We start from the raw sequence: 20,766 nt of genomic DNA on the forward strand, positions 1-20,766 counted from the left end.
GCGCTGTGCCGATCGGCCGCGCGCCCGCGCATCCTCACGTCTGGCTTGCAGCGGGGCATGGCATGCTCGGCATCAGCATGAGCGCCGGCACCGGCCAGCTGATCGCCGATCTCGTCTGCGGCCGCACGCCAGCGATCGATCCTGCCCCTTACCGACCCGAGCGATTCCGATGAGCACTGCACCTTATGATTACGACCTGATCGTCCTTGGCGGCGGCTCCGCCGGCCTGGCCGGCGCCATCCGCGCAGCACAGCATGGCAAGCGCGTGGCGATGCTGGAACCGGGCGAACTGGGCGGAACCTGTGTCAATGTTGGCTGCGTGCCGAAGAAGGCGATGTGGCTGGCGGCCGACCTGCACGAGCGCATCGGCCTGGCCAATGCGATGGGCTTCGATGTCGAGGCACGCCCGGCGCTGTCGTGGAAGGAGCTGGTGATCCATCGCCAGGCCTACATCACCAACATCCACACCAGCTACCGCAAGCGCCTGGATGAAACCGGCGTGGTGCGCATCCCTGCGCGCGGCCGTCTGCTCGATGCGCATACCGTGGCCTGCAGTGACGGCGTGCATTACAGCGCCGAGCACATCCTGATCGCCACCGGCGCGCATCCGCTGCGCCCGGATATTCCCGGCGCTGAACTGGGCCTGGTTTCCGATGACTTCTTCGATCTGCGTGCGGCACCGGCCGAGGTGGCGATCATCGGTGGCGGTTACATCGCGGTGGAGCTGGCCGGCCTGCTGCAGGCACTGGGCAGCAAGGTCAGCCTGCTGGTGCGCGGCCAGCGGCTGCTGGAACGCTTCGATTACGAGCTGACCGATCAGCTGGCCGAGAACCTGAAGCAGCAGGGCGTGCGCATCCATTTCGGCTATCGCCTGCGCGAACTGCAGCGCGATGGCGAACGCGTACGTGCGTTCGGTCATGATGGCCCGCTCGACAGCGTGTTCGATGCAGTGTTCTTCGCCACCGGCCGGCGCGGCAACAGCCGTGATCTGGGCCTGGAAGCGCTGGGCATCGGCATCGGCGAGCACCAGCAGGTGGAGGTGGACGAATGGCAGACCACCTCTGTGCCGAGCGTGCACGCGGTGGGCGACATCGCTGGCAAGGTCGGCCTGACGCCGGTGGCGGTGGCCGCTTCACGGCGGCTGATGGACCGCCTGTTCGGTGGACGTCCGCAATCGAAGATGGATTACGAGAACGTGGCCAGCGTGGTGTTCTCGCACCCGCCGCTGGGTGCAGTGGGCATGAGCGAAGAAGAAGCGCGCGCGCGTTTTGACCAGGTGAGCGTTTACCACAGCCGTTTCCGCCCGATGCTGCAGGCGCTGGCCAACGGCACCCAGCGCAGCCTGTTCAAGATGGTGTGCGCGGGCCCGGAGGAGCGCGTGGTGGGTATCCACCTGCTGGGCGAAGCGGCCGACGAGATCCTGCAGGGCTTCGCGGTGGCGGTGAAGATGGGCGCGACCAAGGCCCAGTTCGACGACACCGTGGCGATCCACCCGACCTCGGCCGAGGAAGTGGTGCTGATGCGCTGACCTGGGCGGTTGTAGCGCCGAGCCTATGCTCGGCTGCTTTTCGCCCCGCCTTGGCGGAGTCGGGCGCGGGCTCGACGCTACAGGACAGCAGGCGCCCCCATGCGACAATGGGCGCCCCCACGTCTTACCGGGCCGCTCTGCGCGGCCCGCCGTCGTCCTGATGTCCAGCCCCGCCTCCCGTATCGCCACCGCTTCCCCGCGCATTGCGCTGGGGGGTATCGGCCTGGCCGCGATCGGCGCCATTGCTGCTTCCGGCAAGGCCATCATCGTCAAGCTCGGCCTCCGTCATGGCGTCGATGCCACCTCGCTGCTCGCCCTGCGCATGCTGATGGCGCTGCCGCTGTTCGTGCTGATGGCACTGTGGGCTGCGCGCCGGGCAGAGCCGCTGTCCTGGGCCGACCGCGCCCGCGTGCTGTGGCTGGGCTTCACCGGCTACTACCTGTCCAGCCTGCTCGATTTCCAGGGCCTGCAGTACATCAGCGTGACCCTGGAGCGGCTGATTCTTTACTTGAACCCGACCCTGGTGCTGCTGATCAACGTGCTGCTGGCACGGCAGCGGCCGGGCCGCTGGCAGATCGGCGCGCTGGTGCTGAGCTATCTGGGCGTGCTGCTGGCCTTTGGCCACGATCTGCAGCGCGAAGGTGGGCAGATCATCGTCGGCAGCCTGCTGGTGCTGGGCAGTGCGCTCAGCTACGCGCTGTACCTGTTCGGCAGCGGGCAGGTGGTGGCACGCATCGGCGCGGTGCGGTTGACCGCCTACGCCAGCTGCGTGGCCAGCGTGCTGGTGCTGCTGCACTTCGCGGTGACCCATCCGCTGCCACTGCTGTGGCAGGCACCGGCACCGGTACAGTGGTTGTCGCTGGTCAACGCCACCGTGTGCACGGTGCTGCCGGTGCTGGCGATCATGCTGGCGGTGCAGCGCGTGGGTTCGTCGCTGGCCGCGCAGGTCGGTATGCTGGGCCCTGTTTCCACCATCGTGATGAGCCTATGGCTGCTCGACGAACCGATGGGGCCGGCACAGATCGCCGGCACCGTGCTGGTGCTGATCGGCGTTCTGCTGGTGACCCGCCTGCGGCGCTGACGCCGGAGCAGGCGCGTGCGCGCATCCTGGCGGTGATCCGCGCGATCCCGGCGGGGCAGGTGATGGGCTACGGCCAGGTGGCGATGCGCGCGGGCCTGCCCGGGCGTGCGCGCCTGACCGCGCGCATCCTGGGCCAGAACGACGACCCGGACCTGCCCTGGCACCGCGTGCTGCGCTCGGATGGGCGCATCGCCATGGAAGAAGGGTCGGCGGGCTGGCGCGAGCAGTCGCAGCGGCTGCGTGCCGAGGGCGTGGTGGTTGAGAACGGCCGGGTGCGGATGCCCACGACCGATCCGGCGGTTGTGCTGGATGCTGCCGTTTGGGGCCCGCGCTGAGCATCGCTGGCGACTGAACAGGCCGGACCTGCCGGTCGCCAACAAGGCGCGGTGCTGCGGCTATGATGGAGGCCGTTCCATGCCGGTGCTCCCATGTTCCCGCGTCTGCCAACCGTCACCAAGGCCCTGCTGATCGCCAACGCGATCCTGTTCCTGCTGCAGCAGCCGTTCCTGCTTGGCATGCAGACCTTCGAGCCGTTCATGCTGCAACCGCTGCAGCAAGGCTTCGATGCGTTCTCGCCGGGCGGCAACTTCCAGCCTTGGCAGCTGCTGACTTACGGTTTCCTGCATGGCAGCTTCATGCATCTGTTCTTCAACATGCTGGCGGTCTTCATGTTCGGCGCGCCGCTGGAGCAGACCTGGGGCGAAAAGCGCTTCCTGCTGTATTACCTGGTCTGCGTGGCCGGTGCCGGTGTCTGCCAGCTGCTGGTGGGTACGCTGCTGGAGAACCCGGCCACGGTGCTGGGGGCCTCTGGCGGCGTGTTCGGCCTGCTGCTGGCCTACGGCATGCTGTTCCCGAACCAGCGGGTGATGCTGCTGTTCCCACCGATCCCGATGAAGGCGCGCACCTTCGTGATCCTGTTCGGCGTGGGCGAACTGGTGCTGGGCATGACCGGCTGGCAGCCGGGAGTGGCCCACTTCGCGCACCTCGGCGGCATGCTGTTCGGCTGGTTGCTGATCCGCTACTGGCGAGGGCAGCCGCCGTTCAACAAGCGCCGACCGCCCGGCCCACCGAAGCGCCCGAACCATCTGCGCAGCGTCAAATGATCCGAAGGATCATTTGACGCTGTAGGTGCCGACCGTTGGTCGGCACGCCTTCTCCCACGCGGGGTAGGTGCCAACCTTGGGTGGCACGCCTTCAGAGATCCTGCAACACCACCTGCGCCGCATTGTGACTTGGCGCGCCGGTCACGCCGCCCCCGGGATGTGTTCCCGACCCGCACAGATACAGGCCGGGCAGGGCACCACGATAGCCAGCCTGGCCAACCATCGGCCGTGCCGAGAACAACTGGTTGGCACTGAGCGCTCCGTGGAAGATGTCGCCGCCGATCAAGCCGAAGGTGCGCTCCAGATCCAGCGGTGACAGCACCTGGCGGCCCAGTACGCTGCCAGCGAAACCCGGCGCATACCGTTCAACGGTGGCGATCATCAGATCGGCCACCGTTTCACGATGATCATCCCAGTGACGCCCACCGGGCAGCACGGGCGCCACGTGCTGGCAGAACAGGCTGGCCACATGCTGCCCGGGCGGCGCCAGCGAATCGTCCAGCGTGCTGGGAATGAGCATTTCCACGATCGGTTCGCGTGACCAGCCATTGCGACGCGCATCCAGCCAGGCACGGTCCATGTAATCCAGGCTGGGGGCCATGATGATCCCGGCGCTGAGGTGATCGCCGGGACCGGGCAGAGCGCGGAAGTCCGGCAGCTGCGACAGCGCGACATTCATCCGGAACGTGCCCGAACCGCAGCGCCAGTTCGCCATGCGTTCGCGCGTTGCGTCCGGTACCTGCTCCGGTGCCAGCATCTGCTCGTACAGCAGCTTTGGATTGACGTTGGCGATCATCGCGCGTGCGCGCAGGATTTCGCCGTTGGCCAGCGCCACGCCCACGACACGACCCTGCTCGATCAGCAGGCGTTGCACACCGGCATCCACGCGCAGCTCAGCCCCGGCCTCCCGCGCGGCAGTGGCGATGGCCTGGCTGATCGCGCCCATGCCACCGATCGCATGGCCCCACGCACCTTTCATGCCATTGCACTGGCCGAACACATGGTGCAGCAGTACGTAGGCACTGCCCGGTGTATACGGGCTTGCGTAGTTGCCGACGATGCCATCGAAGCCGAACAGCGCCTTGATCGGCTCGCTTTCGAACCAGCGGTCCAGGTACTCGGCGGCCGACAGCGTGAACAGGTCCAGCAGTTCCTGGCGATGCGGCGCATCCAGCGTTGCCAGTTCGCGGCCGAGCTTCCCCATCTGCCATAGTGCGGGCAGCGCACGCCAACCACCCGCCACGCCCAAGTCCGGGGGCGCGCGCAGGGCCCAGGCACGCAGCACATCAGCGAAGATCTCCAGGCGCGCTTCGTATTCGGGTAGCCGCTGTGCATCCCGCTCGGAAAACTTCGCGACCTCGGCCTGGGTGCGGCCCGGTGCGGACAGCAGGTAGCGGCCGTCCGGCAATGGCAGGAAGTTGTTGGCCGGGCGATTGATGATGCGCAGCCCATGCGCATGCAGCTGCAGGTCGTCGATCACCTTCGGCTGCAGCAATGACACCGTGTAGGACGCCACCGAGTTGCGGAACCCGGGGTGGAATTCCTCGGTGACCGCCGCGCCGCCGAGAACGCCACGACGTTCCAGTACCAGCACCTTCTTGCCAGCGCGTGCGAGATAGGCCGCGCAGACCAGGCCGTTGTGGCCGCCACCGATGATGATCGCATCCCAGGACATCAGCACCTCGGAAAAAGGGGACGGAGGGAATTAAGTCGCAATCCGCATCTGCGCACAGGGGGGAAGAAACGACTTAATCCCCTCCGTCCCCTTTTTTGATTGCCGCTTCGATGGTGGCGATGTCGATCTTCTTCATCGGCATCATCGCATTGAAGGCGCGCTTGGCCAGTGCCTTGTCCTGGCTGGTCACCGCTTCGATCAACATGCGTGGGCTGATCTGCCAGGAAATGCCCCATCGGTCCTTGCACCAACCGCACTGGCTCTCCTGTCCGCCGTTGCTGACGATGGCGTCCCACAAGCGGTCAGTCTCGGCCTGGTCCTCGGTCTGGATCTGGAAGGAGAAGGCTTCGCTGTGCTTGAACGCGGTGCCGCCGTTGAGGCCGACGCAGGGGATGCCGCAGACCGTGAATTCGACGGTCAGTATGTTGCCCTCCCTGCCGTCCGGGTAGTCGCCCGGGGCGTGGTGGACAGCGGTCACCGCGCTGTCGGGAAAGGTGTTGGCATAGAAGGTGGCGGCCTCGAGCGCGCCGTTGTCGTACCAGATACAGATCGTGTTCTTGTGTGCCATGTCCGGCTCCACGTTGGACGAAGCCGCAGCGATAGCACGCGCAGTGTTAACCCGGGATCGTGCTGCACCCGCAAAAAAAGAGCGCCCGAAGGCGCCCTTTGTACTAACAGTGCGGCCGCGGGCTCAGCGCCAGACCTTGATCTGGTCGGCTTCGCTGCGCTGCATCGGCTGCCCGGCCTTGCAACTGAAGGTGGCACCGAACGCCGGCAGGTTGGCCAGCGTGCCGTTGCTGCGCCACAGGCCCGGTGCGCGGATGTCGGCGGTCAGGCGGCGTGCGGCCTCGTTCGGCGACAGCTGCTGTGCCCACAGCGTCGACCAGGCGCGGAAGAAGCCCTGCTGCTGTGCCTGCTTGGCCTTGGGCTCCTGCGCGGCATACGCCGCCCATGCCAGTTCCAGGCCGGCGATGTCGGCAAGGTTTTCTTCCTGGGTGAGCGTGCCGTTGACCTTGGCACCCTTTACGCCCGGGAAGTCGTAGGCGCTGTACTGCGCGGCCACGCGATTGCCGAGCAGGGTCCAGGCGGTCTTGTCGGCCGGGGTCCACCAGCTGCGCAGCTCACCCTTGGCATCGACCAGCGCGCCCTTGGCATCGATCGCACGGGTCAGCTCATGGCCGACCAGGCCACCGAAGCTGCCGAACTTGTCGGCGGCGTCGGCCTTGGCATTGAACACCGGGCCCTGCAGGATCGCGGCGGTGACGATCAGGCGGTTCTGCGCCAGGTCGTAGGCCAGCGACGGCTGCTGCGGCAGCACGTCCCAGCGGCGGTCGGCATTGCCCTTGCCGATGCGCTTCATTTCCTCGCGGTGGCGCCAGGTCGAAGCAATCAGCATGTTGCCACCAAACGAGCCGCGCCCCATCGGCTGCACGCTGTAGTCCAGGTCGCGCAGCGGCGTGCCGATCTCGATCTTCAGCGCAGCCAGCTTGGCTTGCGCTTCAGCCTTGGCTTCGGCGCTCATCCAGCTGTTGTTCTTGACCGCTTCGATCTGCACTTCGCGCAGCTTGTCGACGATCCACGCCGCCTGGCGACGATCTTCGGCGGACAGGTAGCGCGCGGCATATTCGCGGCCGACCATCGGGCCGGCGGCCACGTTGATCGCATCGAGCACGCTTTCCCAGCGCTGCGGTGGCAGGGTTTCGCCGCGCAGCACGCGGCCACGGAATTCGAACTCGGCGTCGCGGTAGGCCTTGGACAGGTACGGCGCCATCGAATCGCCCACGCGCCAGCGCAGGTAGGCCTTCCACTGGTCCGGCTTGAGCTTGGTGACCATGCCATCGAGCTGCTTGAACAGTCCCGGATCGGCCAGCGAGACCAGGTCGTCATCCACGCCCTGTGCCTTCAGGAAAGCGTCCAGCTGCAGATTGCGGTAGCGGCTGTTGAGCTCCTTGGTGGAGATCGGCGCGTAGTTGTTGAACGGGTTGTTGATGCCGGCCAGCGACTGCGCGTTGCGCGCCAGTTCGGTCTCCAGCGCGATCACCGCCTGCGATTCGGCATCCAGCTTGGCCGCCGGGGTGCCGGTCAGCGCCAGGATCTGCTTGACGTAGTTGCGGTAGCGGCCCATCAGCGCCACGGTGTCGGCGTCGGTGCGGGTATAGAACGCAGGATCCGGCAGGCCCATGCCGCCCTGCATGAAGTAACCGATGTGGCGGTCCAGGGCCTTCAGGTCGACGTCGGGGCCGAAGTTGAAGGCGACCGGGATCCCCACCTGGTGCAGCGCGGCGATCGACGCCGGCACATCCTTGGCCTTCTTGATGGCGTTGATGCGGGTCAGCAGCGGGGCGATCGGATTGGAACCGTCCGCCTCCACGGCGGCTTCGTCAAGGCCACTGGCCCAGAAGTCACCCAGCAGCTTCTGCACATTGCCCTGCGGCGACTTCATCGCGGCGTCGAGCAGGTCGCGCTGCTGCTGGCGGCTGCGGTCGACCAGCTGGCCGAGCGCGGTAGTGGCACCGGTCTGCGGCACCGGGTTGGCCTTCAGCCAGCCTGCATTGGTGGCGTCGTAGAAGTCGCTGCACTGGGCGCTGACGGCCGGGGCGCGTGCGGCCTTTTTCTTGGCGGCGGCAAACGCATCGTGGGTCGGGACCAGAGTCGCCAGGCTGATGCCCAGGGCGATGGCAAGCGGACGGAAGTTGGGCATGTGGAACGAATCCGTGATGGATTGAGGGCGCGCGCACTATAGCAAGCCGGGCATGGGCGCGGCATGCACGCATCACGGTGGCTCCGCCGAGCCGTGCGCCGACCAAGGTCGGCATCTTCCAACGGCGTGGGCCATGCGTGGATGACGGGCGCTGTGAAAAACAAAGGCCCGGGAATTCCCGGGCCCTTGCAGGTACGCCGCAACGTCAGCCGTTGCTTACCAGATCACCACCTGCTGCTCGCCGGTGCGGGCCATCGGCGAACCGGCCTTGCACTGGAACGCGGCGGCGAAGGTCGGCAGGTTCGACGGCGCACCCATGGCCCGGAACTGCGCCGGGGCGTGCGGGTCGGTGGCCAGGCGGACCTTGGCGTTTTCCGGGGTGTACTTGGTGCGCCACACGGTGGCCCAGTTGAAGAAGAAGCGCTGGTCTCGGGTGAAGCCATCGACCTTCGCATCTTCCTTGCCGGCGGAGGCCTTCTGCAGGGCGTCGTAGGCGGTCGCCAGGCCACCCAGGTCGGCGATGTTCTCGCCCAGGGTCAGGTGGCCGTTCACGGCCTGGCCGTCCACCTTGTACTGGTCGAACTGCTTGACCAGCTTGCCGGTCAGGCCTTCGAAGTTCTTCTTGTCGGCCGGGGTCCACCAGTCTTCCATGTTGCCGGTCGGCCCGAAGCGCGCACCCTGGTCGTCGTAGCCGTGGGTCATCTCATGACCGATCACCGCACCGATGCCGCCGTAGTTCAGCGCGTCGTCGGCCTTCGGATCGAAGAACGGCGGCTGCAGGATGGCGGCCGGGAACACGATCTCGTTCTGCAGCGGGTTGTAGTAGGCGTTGACGGTCTGCGGGGTCATGCCCCACTCGGTCTTGTCCACCGGCTTGCCGATCTTGGACAGGTTGAACTTGTAGTTGAACTCGTTGGCCGCGCGCACGTTGCCGAGGAAGCTGTCGCGCTGGGTCTGCAGGCCCGACCAGTCGCGCCACTTGTCCGGGTAACCGATCTTCGGGGTGAAGGTCTCCCACTTGGCGATGGCCTTGGCCTTGGTTTCCTCGCTCATCCAGCTCAGGCCCTGGATGCGGTCCTTCAGCGCGGCGGCCAGGTTCTTCACCAGTTCTTCCATCTTCGCCTTGGCTTCCGGCGAGAAGGCAACCTTCACGTACAGCTGGCCGAAGGCTTCACCGGCATCATTCTCGATGGTGCCCAGCACGCGCTTCCAGCGCGGCTTCTGTTCCTTCTGGCCGTTGAGGGTCTTGCCGTAGAACTCGTAGTTCTCCTGCACGAAGGCGTCAGCCAGGTACGGCGAGGCGCTGTCCACGGTGTGGAAGCGCAGGTAGGCGCGCCACACCGACGGATCGGTATCGCCCAGCGCCTTGCTCACTTCCTCATGGAAAGCCGGCATGGCCAGCGAGAACTTCTCCGGCGCGGCCACGCCCTGCGACTTGAAGAACTCGGTCCAGCTGAAGTTCGGGGTCAGCTTGTCGGCGTCGGCCAGGGTGACCGGGTTGTAGTACAGCTCGACGTTGCGCGACAGTTCGACGCGCGACTTGGAGGCCTTGGCCAGGCGGGTTTCGAACTTGACCACGTCCTCGGCCTGCTTGGCTGCGTCGGCCGCGGCGACGCCGGACAGCTCCAGCACCTTGGCGACGTGCGCCTGGTAGGCCTTCAGCTTGTCGGCATTCTTGGCATCAGTGTAATAGGTGGTATCCGGCAAGCCCAGGCCGCCCTGGCTGGCGTAGGCCATGTTCATGGTCGAGTTCTTGAAGTCCGCTTCGGCGCCGAAGCCGAACAGGACGTTGTCACCCTTGGCGGCGCTGGTGCGCAGGTAGTTGGCGATCGCCGCCTTGTCCTGCAGGCCGTCGATCGCCGCCAGGTCGGCCTTCAGCGGCTCGATGCCCTGTGCGTTGATCTTGGCTTCGTCCATGCCGGTGGCCCACAGGTCGCCGACGATCTTCTCGATGTGGTTCGGGTTCTTGACCTGCGCGACCTGTTCGGCCAGCTGGTGCTGCACGGCCACCGAACGCTCGTCGAGGATGGTGAACGCGCCCCAGCTGGTGCGGTCGCCCGGGATTTCATTGGCGGCCAGCCACTTGCTGTTGACGTAGTCGCCAAAGGCGGTGCAGGCGTCCTTGGTGGTATCCAGATCGCTCGGCTGGAAAGCGTTGTAGGCGGGCAGCTTGCTGTCGTCCAGCTTATAGGTAGTGGCTTCGGCGGTGGCCGGGGCGGAGGCGGCGGCGTCCTTGGCCGGGGTTTCAGTCTTGCCGCAGCCGACCAGCGCGGCCGAAACGGCCAGGGTCAGCAGCACGATCTTGGGAGTACGGGTCACTTGAATGGCCTCCGGGCCGAGTGAGTCAGGGAGTGGCCGCAGGTGCGACCGTGGGCCGAACGATACGCCGCCGGCCAGACCTGCAAGGGTGTCGAAGGTCATGGTCGGGCGCAAGGGCTTTTGCCGGGCCCGGAAAAGGCAGACCCGGCAAAAGCCGGGTCTGTCGGGTGTTGCGGTTCTGGATGGATCAGAACTTGTAGGTGGCGCCCATGTACATGTAACGGCCGATGTTGTCGTACATCGCCGAACCGACGTCGGAGCCGAAGTAGTTCACCGGCGGATCCTTGTCGAAGGCATTGTCGATGCCCAGGTAGACGTCGATCTTGTCACCCGGGAAGCGGTAGCCGAACTGGAAGTTGTGGTACGTGTACGAGCCGTTGCGGATCGGGCTGGTCTGTCCCGGGTTGGCCTGGAAGCTCTTCGGCTGCACACGCAGGTTCGGGCCGACGTAGGTCATGTCCCACGACGCGCGCCACTGGCCCAGCGAGTACTTGGTCTGCAGCTGGCCACGCCAGCGCGGATCGGTCACCCAGGTGACGTTCTCGTCGTACTCGTTCGGGAAGGCCTGGAAGGCCCACTCGCGCGACTGCAGCAGACGGGTGCCCACCAGGCGGATGACGGTGTCACCCTCGGCCAGCTTGAAGCGGTAGTCCATTTCCAGATCGACGCCGACGCGACGCGAGCGGGCGAGGTTTTCGTTCAGCGCAACCCAGCGGCTGATCGAGTATTCCGGGAAGGTGCGGCCGCCAGCATCGGTCTTGCCGCCCACCGGTGCGCGTTCGATGAAGCCGCAGAAGCTGTTGTTGATCCCCCCCGGCGAATCCACGCAACGGGTTGCATTGGTCTGCGCGGTCACCGCACCAATGGCGTCCTTCAGGCTGATCCACCAGTAGTCGACGGACATGCCGAAGCCCTGCAGGAAATCAGGCTGCCAGACCAGGCCATAGGTGAAGCTGCGTGCGCGTTCCGGCTTCAGGTCCGGATTGCCGCCGCTGACGCCCGGGCGGGTGGCAGTGTAGGTGTCGACCCAGCCGACCGGCACGCCCAGCGCCGAGCAGTTGGCCTGGCGCAGTGCCGGGTCCGCCGCGGTGTTCGGGCGGTTCGGGTTGGTGGCCAGGTAGTTGCAGGGGTCGTTGACCGTAGCGAAGTTTTCGCTCTGCGGGTTGTACAGCTCACCGATGCTCGGTGCGCGCACCGCCTGCGACAGGGTGCCGCGGGCACGCAGCGACGGGATGATGGTCCAGTCCAGGCCCACCTTCCAGGTGGTGGTCTTGCCGATGCTGCTGTAGTCCGACCAGCGGCCTGCGGCGTCCAGGGTCAGGTTGTAGATGCCCGGGATGTCGGCCAGCAGCGGCACGGTGGTTTCAACGAAGGCCTCGCGCACGTCGTACTTGCCCATGCGGTTGGGAATGGCGTTGAGGAAGGTCAGGCCCTGCGCGGCCAGCGGATCGGTGATTTCGCGGCTCTTTTCGCGGCGGTATTCCACACCACCGGCCACGCCGACATCACCGGCCGGCAGGCTGAAGAGCGAGCCGTTGGCCAGCGACGCGCTGAACACCGACTGCTGCAGGCGCGAGTAGTTGAACGAATTGACGTTCATCCAGTCACGTGCGGCTTGGGTCACCGCGCCGTTGCCGAACACCGAGAACGGCACGCAGCCTTCGCGGGCGAACTGCGAGTACACGCGGTTGCCGTTGTTGGGGTTGGTCGCGTTCGGGTTCAGCGTGGTGCGGCAGACGATCTGGCCAGTGGCCGGGTTGACCACGGTATCCAGGCCAGCCTGCCAACGCTCGTTGATACGGTTGTTGAGGTTCCAGCGCTTGACTTCGCTCTGGCCCCAGTTGCCGTAAACGTCGTAGGTCCAGTTCTCGGTCAGGTTGCCTTCCATGCCCAGCACAAAGCGCTGGGTGTTGCGCTCCACGTGCTCACCACGCTGGCCGGCGTCGACGTTGAAGCGGCTCAGGGTTAGCTGGCTCAGGCCGGCGCTGGTCATCAGTGCACGCAATTCCGGCGACACGTAAGCGTTATCGCGCTGGATGCGCAGGGTCTGGTCGAACGACGGCTGTGCCAGGAAGTCGGACACCGTTTCGGTGTACTTGCCCTCGAAGTACAGGCGGTGGTTGTCGGTCAGGTCGAAGTTGACGACCGTGTTGATGCTCTTGCGGTCGAACTTCGGCTGCAGGTCGGCAACCGAGTTCAGGTCGGCGAAATCACAGTTCACGCAACTGGTTGCGCTGACCACGGTGCCGTCGTAGCGCTGCTTGCGGAAGGTGCCATCCGGGTTGAACTGATAGCGGTTGCCCCAGGTAGCCGGATTGTTCGGGTTGAAGGTACCAATGTTGAAGGTACCGCCGAAGGAGATCGAGTGGTTGCCGCCCGGGCCTGCCAGCACGGTTTCCGGGTTGCTTTCGCTGGACGGCTTGCTGCTGTCGTAGTTCGGGTTGCGCACCGACACCAGGAACTCGTTGCCGATGGCGCGGTCGGTGCGGACGAAGCGGTCCTGCTTGCTGTATTCAAGGGCGACAGCGGCGTTGCCGCGGCCACCGGCGAAGTCGGTGCCGGCCGAGGCACTGATGAAGGAACGGTTGAAGCCGCCTTCGCTGGCCATGCCGGTCTGACCGCGTACTTCAGCCCCGTCGAAGGACTTCTTCATGATGAAGTTGACCACACCAGCCACAGCGTCGGCGCCGTACACCGCCGATGCACCACCGGTGATCACTTCCACGCGCTCGATCCATTCCACCGGGATGGTGTTGACGTCCACGGCCGAGGAGCCCGAGGTCGCGCCGACGTGGCGGCGGCCATTGACCAGCACGAGAGTGCGCGAGGTGCCCATGCCACGCAGGTCCATCAGACCCACGCCGGCGGTGCCGATGAAGCGGGTCGAGTTGCCCAGCGTGTAGGTCGGTGTCAGCGCTGGCAGGCGCGTCATCAGATCGCCGATGTTGTTCGCACCGGTGGCACGAATCTCCTCGGCGGTGATGGCCGTGACCGGCGAGGGGGTCACAAAGCCCGTACGCGCAATGCGCGAGCCGGTCACACTGACGCGATCGAGGTCGATCGGGTTGGAGGAGGCTTCCTGCGCGAAGGCAGGTGCTGCGGCCACGGCGAGCAGACCGACGAGCAGGGCGCTGCTGAGCGGGTGACGGCCAAGTGGGCGGTTGTGCGTCATCGTTATGGGTCCCCTAATGAATTGAAGCGTGCTGTTCCGTCCGTTCGTTACATCTAAGTTCATATAACGGGCGTCGTTCATGGAACCTAACACGACCTTAACGAGAAATGCATACAAATGTCACAAAATGGTACTAGGTGCACTTCGGAGTTGGCTGAAAGTGCAACAAATACAATCGTTTAATATCAATTGTGATCTGCCGGCGACAACTTGATGACGCGAAGCTGAACGTGGAGAGATGGGCTACTTTGCGCAAATAGGCGTTTCATCATCCGTCCAGGAGCGGTGTTCATCAGAGGGGCGGAGGAAGCTGCCGTAGTTGGCCTGCAGCGTGGCGATCCCCTTGCCTGGCGACCAGGCCGTCGATGTGTCGGAACTGCCTTTGCGTAGCTTTCGTAGTTCCAAATCGACTGCGGGTTGCCCAGCAGGTCCTGGAAGTCCTCACCCGGCTGCACCTGCACTTCATGCTTCAGCATGTTGGTGTAGTTGTCCGAGAACTGCAGCGAACCGAAGCGGCCGATGTCTTGCAAGTACGTGAAGCCGACGGTAAGGGCCTGCAGGTTCTGGCAGGCTCATCTTCGGGGGGGGGGGGCACAGCGAGCTCAGGTTGCTGGCCGAATCGCGTACGACCCAGTCGGCCACGTCCTGATGGGTGGCCGAGGAGCTCTTCGGCAAGTCGTTGCGGCAGCAGTACTCGGCCAGCAGCAGCGGGTCTATGCTGGCTGCATCAACTTCGTTCTCGATCTTGCAGTTGTAGCAGTCGGCCGAGATCGACAGGTTTCTACAACCGGGGTATGGGCCGATTCGGCCAAGTTGCACTCGGTTTCTACGGCTACATGCCGAAGAATAGTGGTCAGGCGGCAAACGCGCTTGTGCCGTTCGTGGAGCGCGTGGATGCGTTCGATGAGCCCAAGTGCCAGCTCCGCTGGGGCCGGGAATGGGCAGGCCCTGTTCCACCAGGGCCTGTTCTTCCATCCGCTCAGGCCGGACACGAAAAAGCCCCGCCATGGCGGGGCTTTTCCGTTGCTGCGGTTGCGGGATTACTTCACGCCGAACGCGTACTTGGCCTGCACGTAGATCGCGCGCCCGTAGGCGTTGTACAGGTAGTTGTTGTACGGCTGGCCGCTGGTGCCGGCGAAGCTGTAGCGCTGGTTGTCCGGCATCTTGTTGAACACGTTGTTGACCATCAGCGACAGGGTCAGGTTTTCCATCGCGCGGTAGTTCACGCTCAGGTTGTAGGTGGTGTAGGAACCCCACTTGCCTGCCTTGTAGCCGGAGCTGTGGACGTAGTCATAGCCGTTGCCCACGTAAGCCATGTAGTTCGGCGTCTTGCCGATGTAGTTGGCATACAGGGTGGTGGTCCAGTTGTCCTTGGCCCAGCCGATCGAGCCGTCCGCGCGTACCTTGGCGTACGAGTCATACACCCACATCGCATACGGGTCGTGCAGCAGGTCCAGGAACTCGTCACCCGGCTGCGGCTGCAGCTTGCGCTTGAGCATGTCGGTGTAGTTGGCCGAGAACTGCAGCGAACCGAAGCGACCGATGTCCTGCACGTACTTGAAGCTGGCGGTCAGTGCTTCCAGGTTCTGGCGGGCGACGTTCATCTTCGGCGTGTAGATCTCGTCGAGCACGCCCGATGCATCACGGGTGATCCAGTCATCGACGTTCTGGCAGCTGGCCGAGGTGTTGTTGGACTGGCCGTTGCGGCAGTAGTACTCGGCCAGCAGCAGCTGGTCGGAGCTGAGCGTATCGACCTCGTTCTTGATCTTCCAGTTGTAGTAGTCGACCGACAGCGACAGGTTGTTGATCGGTGCCCACACGACGCCTGCATTCCAGACGTCGGCGGTGATCGGCTCCAGGTCGGGGTTGCCCGAGCGGGTGCCGAACACCGAGACGCTGTCGTACGGGCAGCCGGTGGTGTTGGCCGGGTCGTAGCCCAGCTGGCCGCAGCGATAGTAGTCGGTGGAGCCGTTGGCGTAGTAACCACTGCGGCCCTGGAAGGCATCGGACAGGGTCGGTGCGCGGAACGCCGTACCGTACTTGCCACGGAACAACAGGCTTTCGATCGGGCGGAACTCGATGCCGACGCTGTAGGTGGCCTTGTCCACGGTGTTGCTGCCGATCTTGAAGGCGTCATAGCGGCCGGAGCCGGTGACGGTCAGCGTTTCCAGCAGCGGCATGCGCAGTTCGGTGGTCACCGCGTAGTTGCTGCGATGGCCGGCACCGGATACGGCGGTGGTCCCCCACACGCTGCCGTCCATCAGGCCCGGGTCGGGCGTGTAATCCCAGCCTTCACTGCCGCCTTCCAGAACCACGGCGAAGCCGGCATCGCCACCCGGCAGCTTGAACAGCGAGCCATTGGTGACCTGGGCGCGGGCCAGGTTCTGCCAGGTGCGGCTTTCGCTGTAGCTGTAGCCGGTGAAGCTCTGGAAGTCACCAGCGGGCAGCGGTGCGTAGAACGCTTCCCAGTTCGGGCTGTAGATGTTGTAGCCGGTGCTGGTGGTACCCAGCACCGGGCCCAGCACGCGCTGCTCGAAGTAGTCGTTGATCGGATCGTTCCAGCGCACGAAATTGCGCTCGGTCAGCTTGTACTCGCCACGGGTGAAGCTGAGGCTGTAGTCCCAGTTGCCTGCGGTGCCGCGGCCGCCAAGGGTGACCTGGTAGGCCTTGTTGCGGTCGGTGTTCATGATGTCGCGGTAACCGCCGCCGCCGATGTCCTCCGGCGCGAACACGCGCTGCAGGTTCATGTACTGGCCGCTGGCCTGGTCGTAGAAGCGGCCCCAGCCCGAGGAGGTGCCCCACCAGGTGTAGCCGGAACCGGTGGCGTACTTGACCTCCTCCAGGCTGTACAGCGCGTCGCCGAACAGCTGGAAATTGTCGTTCACGTCGAAGGTGGCCGAGCTGTAGATCTGCCCGCTTTCCTTGCCGTTCTTGATGGTCTTGTAACCGGTGCCGTAGACCGAGCCGCAGGCCTGGCCGGTCGGACGGGTACCGAGCACGGTGGTGCCGTCGAACTGGCCCGCCACGTTGGCGCACCGGTTCGGGTCCATCATCGCGTAGCGGTTGTTGGCGGCCGGCAGCAGCACCAGGAAATCGTTGGAGACGTACTGCGGGCTGTAACCGTCGGGGTTGTTGACCTTGGTCAGGTCGCGCTGGTAACCCCAGATCGGGCTGGTCTTCTCATACTGCACGTTGACCAGTGCATGGAAGCGGTCATCCTTGGAGTTGAAACCGCGTGCGCCGCTGAAGCGGAAGCTGTTGCCGCCACCTTCGCTGTAGGCACCGCCGCGCACATTGAGCACACCGCCATCCATGCGCTCCTTGAGGATGATGTTGACCACGCCGGCGATTGCGTCCGAGCCGTACAGCGACGACTGGCCACCCGGCAGGATCTCGATGCGCTCGACGATGTCGATCGGGATGCCGCTGATGTTGTTGAAGGTATCTCCGCCGTTGTACAGCGCCGGATACGAGAGCATCGGGCGGCCGTTGATCAGGTACTTGGTATAGCCCGGGCTGAGGCCGAACATGCCCGCCGCTTCGGCGCCCTGGGTGAAGGATGCGGAGGTCTGGCCACCCTGCAGGCCGCCCGTGGACAGCGAGGACTGCTGCAGGACATCGGCGACGCTGGTGAAACCGCGGGTCTGGATATCCTCGGCGGTGACGGTCAGGACGGGCGTGTGGTTCTCGATCTCGGTCTGCGGAATCAGCGACCCGGTGACGGTCACACGATCAAGCTGGGTCGGCGCGTTGCCGTCCTGGGCCAGGGCGGTGCCGGAGGCCAGGAGGGTGCCGAGCAGGGCGAGGGTCAAAGGGTGGCGCGAGAGCGTGGAACGTTGGCGAGACATGGTGGATCCCCGTAGTGAGCAATGTCTTGGCGGCGCATTCCCTGCGCATTAACAATTCGTTCAGTGTGACTCCATTCAGGTCGACCGTAACACGTCGTTAACGCTGCCAACACAGGCCTGTCACATCAATGTGCCGTTGGGAGATGGAAAAACGCTTACGAATCAATGGATAAGGCGATTTGTTTTGGCATGTTTCAAAAGATGGCGGCGTGCAAGGGAGCATGTCAGCATTGCGGATATGCCTTGTAGATCAATGCGTTGCCTTGGATCAGCGCTGCCGGGAACCTGGATGTTTGTGTGCTGTGGATCACACTTTCTGCTACAGGCCGGACGGGAGGGTGGGGCGCAGTGGTGCAAAAAAAAGGCCCCGCCGAAGCGGGGCCTGGTCCAGACACGCGGTCCGGAATACGACGGGATTAGAAGTCGTACTTGACCTGGGCCGAGATCTGACGGCCGTAGACGCTGTAGAAGCCGTCGTTGAACGGGGTCGATTCGTTGCCCGGGTAGTTGTAGCGCTGGCCTTCCGGCAGCTTGTTGAACACGTTGTTGACCATCAGCGACAGGGTCAGATCGTCCTGTGCCTGGTAGTTCAGGCTCATGTTGTACGTGGTGTACGAGCCCCACTTGCCGGCCTTGGCGCCGGAGGAGTGGACGTAGTCATAGCTGCGGCCGGTGTAGGCCAGGTAGTTCGGGGTGCTGCCGACGTAGTTGGCGTACACGGTGGTGGTGAACTTGGAGATGGCCCAGCCCACCGACACGTCGCCGCGTACCTTGGCGAAGTTGTCGTAGTACCACATGTTGTACGGATCGCTCAGCAGGTCCAGCTTCTGCGCACCCGGCAGGGCCACCACTTCACGCTTGAGCATGTTGGTGTAGTTGCCGGAGAACATCAGCGAACCGAAGCGGCCCAGGTCCTGCTGGTACTTGGCACCGACGGTCACCGCTTCCAGGTTCTGGCTGGCCACGTTGAGCTTCGGGGTGTAAACGCGGGTCAGGTTGCCACCGGCGTCGCGGGTCACCCAGTCGGTCACGTTCTGGCAGCTGGCCGAGGTGTTGTTCGGCAGGCCGTTGTGGCACTGGTACTCGGCCAGCAGCAGCTGGTCGGTGCTCAGGGTCTTGACCTCGTTCTTGATCTTCCAGTTGTAGTAGTCGACCGACAGCGAGAAGTTGCTCACCGGGGCCCACACCACGCCTGCGCTCCACACGTCGGCGGTGATCGGCTTCAGGTCCGGGTTGCCGGACTTTTCGCTGTACACCGAGGTGGTCTTGTAGAACGAGCAGGCTTCGTCACGCAGCGCGTAACCCATCTGGCTGCAGCGGTAGTAGTCGTTCTGGCCGGAGGCGAACGAGCCGCTCATGCCCTGGAAGGCATCGGACAGGGTCGGTGCGCGGAACGCGGTGCCGTACTTGCCGCGCAGCAACAGGCTTTCCACCGGACGGTATTCCAGGCCGATGCTGTAGGTGGCCTTGTCGACGGTCTTGTCGGCGATCTTGAAGGCGTCATAGCGGCCCGAGGCGCTGATGGTCAGCGACTCGAACACCGGCATGCGCAGTTCGCTGGTCACCGCGTAGTTGCTGCGGTGGCCGGCACCGGCCACGGCGCTGGCGCCCCACGCGTTGCCATCGACGAAGGCCTGGTCGGGCGAGTAGTCCCAGCCCTCGCTGCCGCCTTCCAGCACGACGGCCAGGCCGGCGTCGCCGCCCGGCAGGGAGAACAGCGAACCGTTGGTCACCTGCACGCGACCCAGGTTCTGCCAGGTCTTGCTGCGGTGGGTGCCATAGCCGGTGAAGCTGGCGAACTGGTCCGGGGTGATCGGCGAGTAGAACGCGGTGTAGTTCGGGTTGTAGATGCCGAAGCCATCAGCGGTGGTGCCCAGGCGCGGGCCCAGCACGGTGTCGCCGAAGAAGCCTTCGATCTTGTCCTTCCAGCGCGCGAAGCGGTTCTGGTCCAGACGGTATTCGCCGCGGGTGAAGCTGGCGCTGTAGTCCCAGTCGCCGACCATGCCCTTGCCGCCCAGGGTGACCTGGTAGGAACGGCTCTCATCGGAGTTCAGGATGTTGTTGTAGTGGCCCGGGCCGATTTCTTCCGGTGCGAAGGCGCGCTGCAGGTTCACGACCTTGCCCAGGCCCTGGTCGTAGAAGCCGCCCATCACCGACTTGGTGCCCCACCACAGGGCGCTGGAGCCGGAGGTGAACTCGGTCTTTTCCTTGCTGTACAGCACGTCGGCGAACAGCTGGAAGTTGTCGTTCACGTCGAAGGTCATCGACGAGTAGAACTGGCCGCTGTTCTTGCCGTTCTTCAGGGTCTTGTAGCCGGCGCTGTACACCGAGCCGCAGGATTCGCCCGATGCACGCTTGCCGACGGTGGTGGTGCCGTCGTACAGGCCTGCCACGTTGCCGCAGCGGGTCGGGTCCATCATGTACAGCTTGTTGTCGGCGTTGCCGATGACGGCAAAGTCGTTCGACGGCAGCTGCGCGGTGTAACCGACCGGGTTGTTCTGCCTGGTGATGTCACGCTGGTAGCCCCAGATCGGGCTGCCGTTTTCGATCTGCACGTTGACCAGCGCGTGGAAGCGGTCGTCGAACGCGTTGAAGCCCTTGGCGGCGCTGAAGCGGATGTTGCTGCCACCACCTTCGGTGTAGGTGCCGCCACGGATCGACATCGTGCCGCCGTCCATGCGTTCCTTCAGGATGATGTTGACCACGCCGGCGATCGCGTCCGAGCCGTACAGCGACGACTGGCCGCCCGGCAGGACTTCGATGCGCTCGACGATGTCGATCGGAATGCCGCTGATGTTGTTGAACGACTCGCTGCCGTTGTACAGCGCCGGATACGAGAGCATCGGGCGGCCGTTGATCAGGTACTTGGTGTAGCCCGGATTCAGGCCGAACATGCCGGCGGCTTCGGCGCCCTGGGTGAACGCACCCGAGGTCTGGCCACCCTGCAGGCCGCCGGTGGTCAGCGATGACTGCTGCAGCACTTCAGCCACACTGCTGAAGCCGCGGGTCTGGATGTCTTCGGCGGTGATGGACATCACCGGGGTCTGGGTTTCGACCTGGGTCTGCGGGATCAGCGAACCGGTGACGGTGATCTTGTCCAGGTTGGTCGCCTTGTCCTGGGCCATTGCCGGGGCGGCGGCCATCAGAGCGGAAATCAGGGCGACGGCGAGCGTGTTGCGACGTGCGGTATTGCTGACGTGTTTCATGTAGTTCCAATGGAGAGCAAAAAACAAAAACGGCACTGCGCATGCGCCATCGCGCGGGCCGGAACAACGGGCTCCGCAGCTCAAAACAGTGCTGATCGAACGTAACATGAACTTAACAATCTGTGCACGAATC

11 protein-coding genes and 1 pseudogene are annotated in these 20,766 nt (G+C 64.6%); 5 read left to right on the forward strand and 7 right to left on the reverse strand.

What is annotated here, in order from left to right; all coding sequences use genetic code 11:
* Positions 1-11 precede the first annotated feature (11 nt).
* From AC5P7X_RS17195 to AC5P7X_RS17215, 5 genes and pseudogenes are all read left to right on the forward strand, one after another.
* A pseudogene (locus tag AC5P7X_RS17195) lies at positions 12-173 on the forward strand (amino acid dehydrogenase); the annotation flags it as partial.
* On the forward strand, positions 170-1,528 hold the full coding sequence (gene gorA / locus AC5P7X_RS17200) for a glutathione-disulfide reductase (RefSeq protein WP_329842427.1): 1,359 nt from the start codon (positions 170-172) through the stop codon (positions 1,526-1,528). The pseudogene AC5P7X_RS17195 and the gene gorA, both read left to right, overlap by 4 nt.
* Before the next feature lie 160 nt (positions 1,529-1,688).
* Positions 1,689-2,609, forward strand: coding sequence for a DMT family transporter (locus tag AC5P7X_RS17205; RefSeq protein ID WP_053497135.1), 921 nt, complete (start codon positions 1,689-1,691; stop codon positions 2,607-2,609).
* Positions 2,516-2,944, forward strand: a complete 429-nt coding sequence (locus AC5P7X_RS17210; RefSeq protein ID WP_425520241.1) for an MGMT family protein — start codon at positions 2,516-2,518, stop codon at positions 2,942-2,944. Before AC5P7X_RS17205 ends, AC5P7X_RS17210 begins: the two co-directional genes overlap by 94 nt.
* A 93-nt stretch (positions 2,945-3,037) precedes the next feature.
* Positions 3,038-3,712 (forward strand): rhomboid family intramembrane serine protease, encoded by a 675-nt coding sequence (locus AC5P7X_RS17215; RefSeq protein WP_095377638.1) that lies wholly within the window; start codon positions 3,038-3,040, stop codon positions 3,710-3,712.
* A gap of 91 nt (positions 3,713-3,803) precedes the next feature.
* On the opposite strand, the gene AC5P7X_RS17220 is transcribed toward AC5P7X_RS17215, so the two are convergent.
* From AC5P7X_RS17220 to AC5P7X_RS17250, 7 genes are all read right to left on the reverse strand, one after another.
* Positions 3,804-5,387 carry a phytoene desaturase family protein gene (locus AC5P7X_RS17220; protein WP_495215192.1) on the reverse strand — a complete coding sequence of 528 codons (1,584 nt, stop codon included), beginning with the start codon at positions 5,385-5,387 and terminating at the stop codon, positions 3,804-3,806.
* A 73-nt stretch (positions 5,388-5,460) separates the two neighbouring features.
* Positions 5,461-5,955, reverse strand: a complete 495-nt coding sequence (locus tag AC5P7X_RS17225) for a VOC family protein (protein WP_495215193.1) — start codon at positions 5,953-5,955, stop codon at positions 5,461-5,463.
* 123 nt (positions 5,956-6,078) lie between these two features.
* Complete coding sequence (locus AC5P7X_RS17230) at positions 6,079-8,088, reverse strand: M13 family metallopeptidase (protein ID WP_005418018.1); 2,010 nt, start codon at positions 8,086-8,088, stop codon at positions 6,079-6,081.
* A 216-nt stretch (positions 8,089-8,304) separates the two neighbouring features.
* Positions 8,305-10,407, reverse strand: coding sequence for a M13 family metallopeptidase (locus tag AC5P7X_RS17235; RefSeq protein ID WP_495215194.1), 2,103 nt, complete (start codon positions 10,405-10,407; stop codon positions 8,305-8,307).
* A 187-nt stretch (positions 10,408-10,594) separates the two neighbouring features.
* On the reverse strand, positions 10,595-13,579 hold the full coding sequence (locus AC5P7X_RS17240) for a TonB-dependent receptor domain-containing protein (protein WP_495215195.1): 2,985 nt from the start codon (positions 13,577-13,579) through the stop codon (positions 10,595-10,597).
* Positions 13,580-14,619: 1,040 nt separating this feature from the next.
* Entirely contained in the window at positions 14,620-17,427 is a 2,808-nt protein-coding gene (locus tag AC5P7X_RS17245) for a TonB-dependent receptor domain-containing protein (RefSeq protein WP_065179173.1), read from the reverse strand.
* Between the two features lie 416 nt (positions 17,428-17,843).
* Entirely contained in the window at positions 17,844-20,633 is a 2,790-nt protein-coding gene (locus AC5P7X_RS17250; RefSeq protein ID WP_495215196.1) for a TonB-dependent receptor plug domain-containing protein, read from the reverse strand.
* Positions 20,634-20,766: the final 133 nt, after the last annotated feature.

The sequence above is a fragment of the Stenotrophomonas sp. YJH_SMC_53 genome (assembly GCF_059369995.1).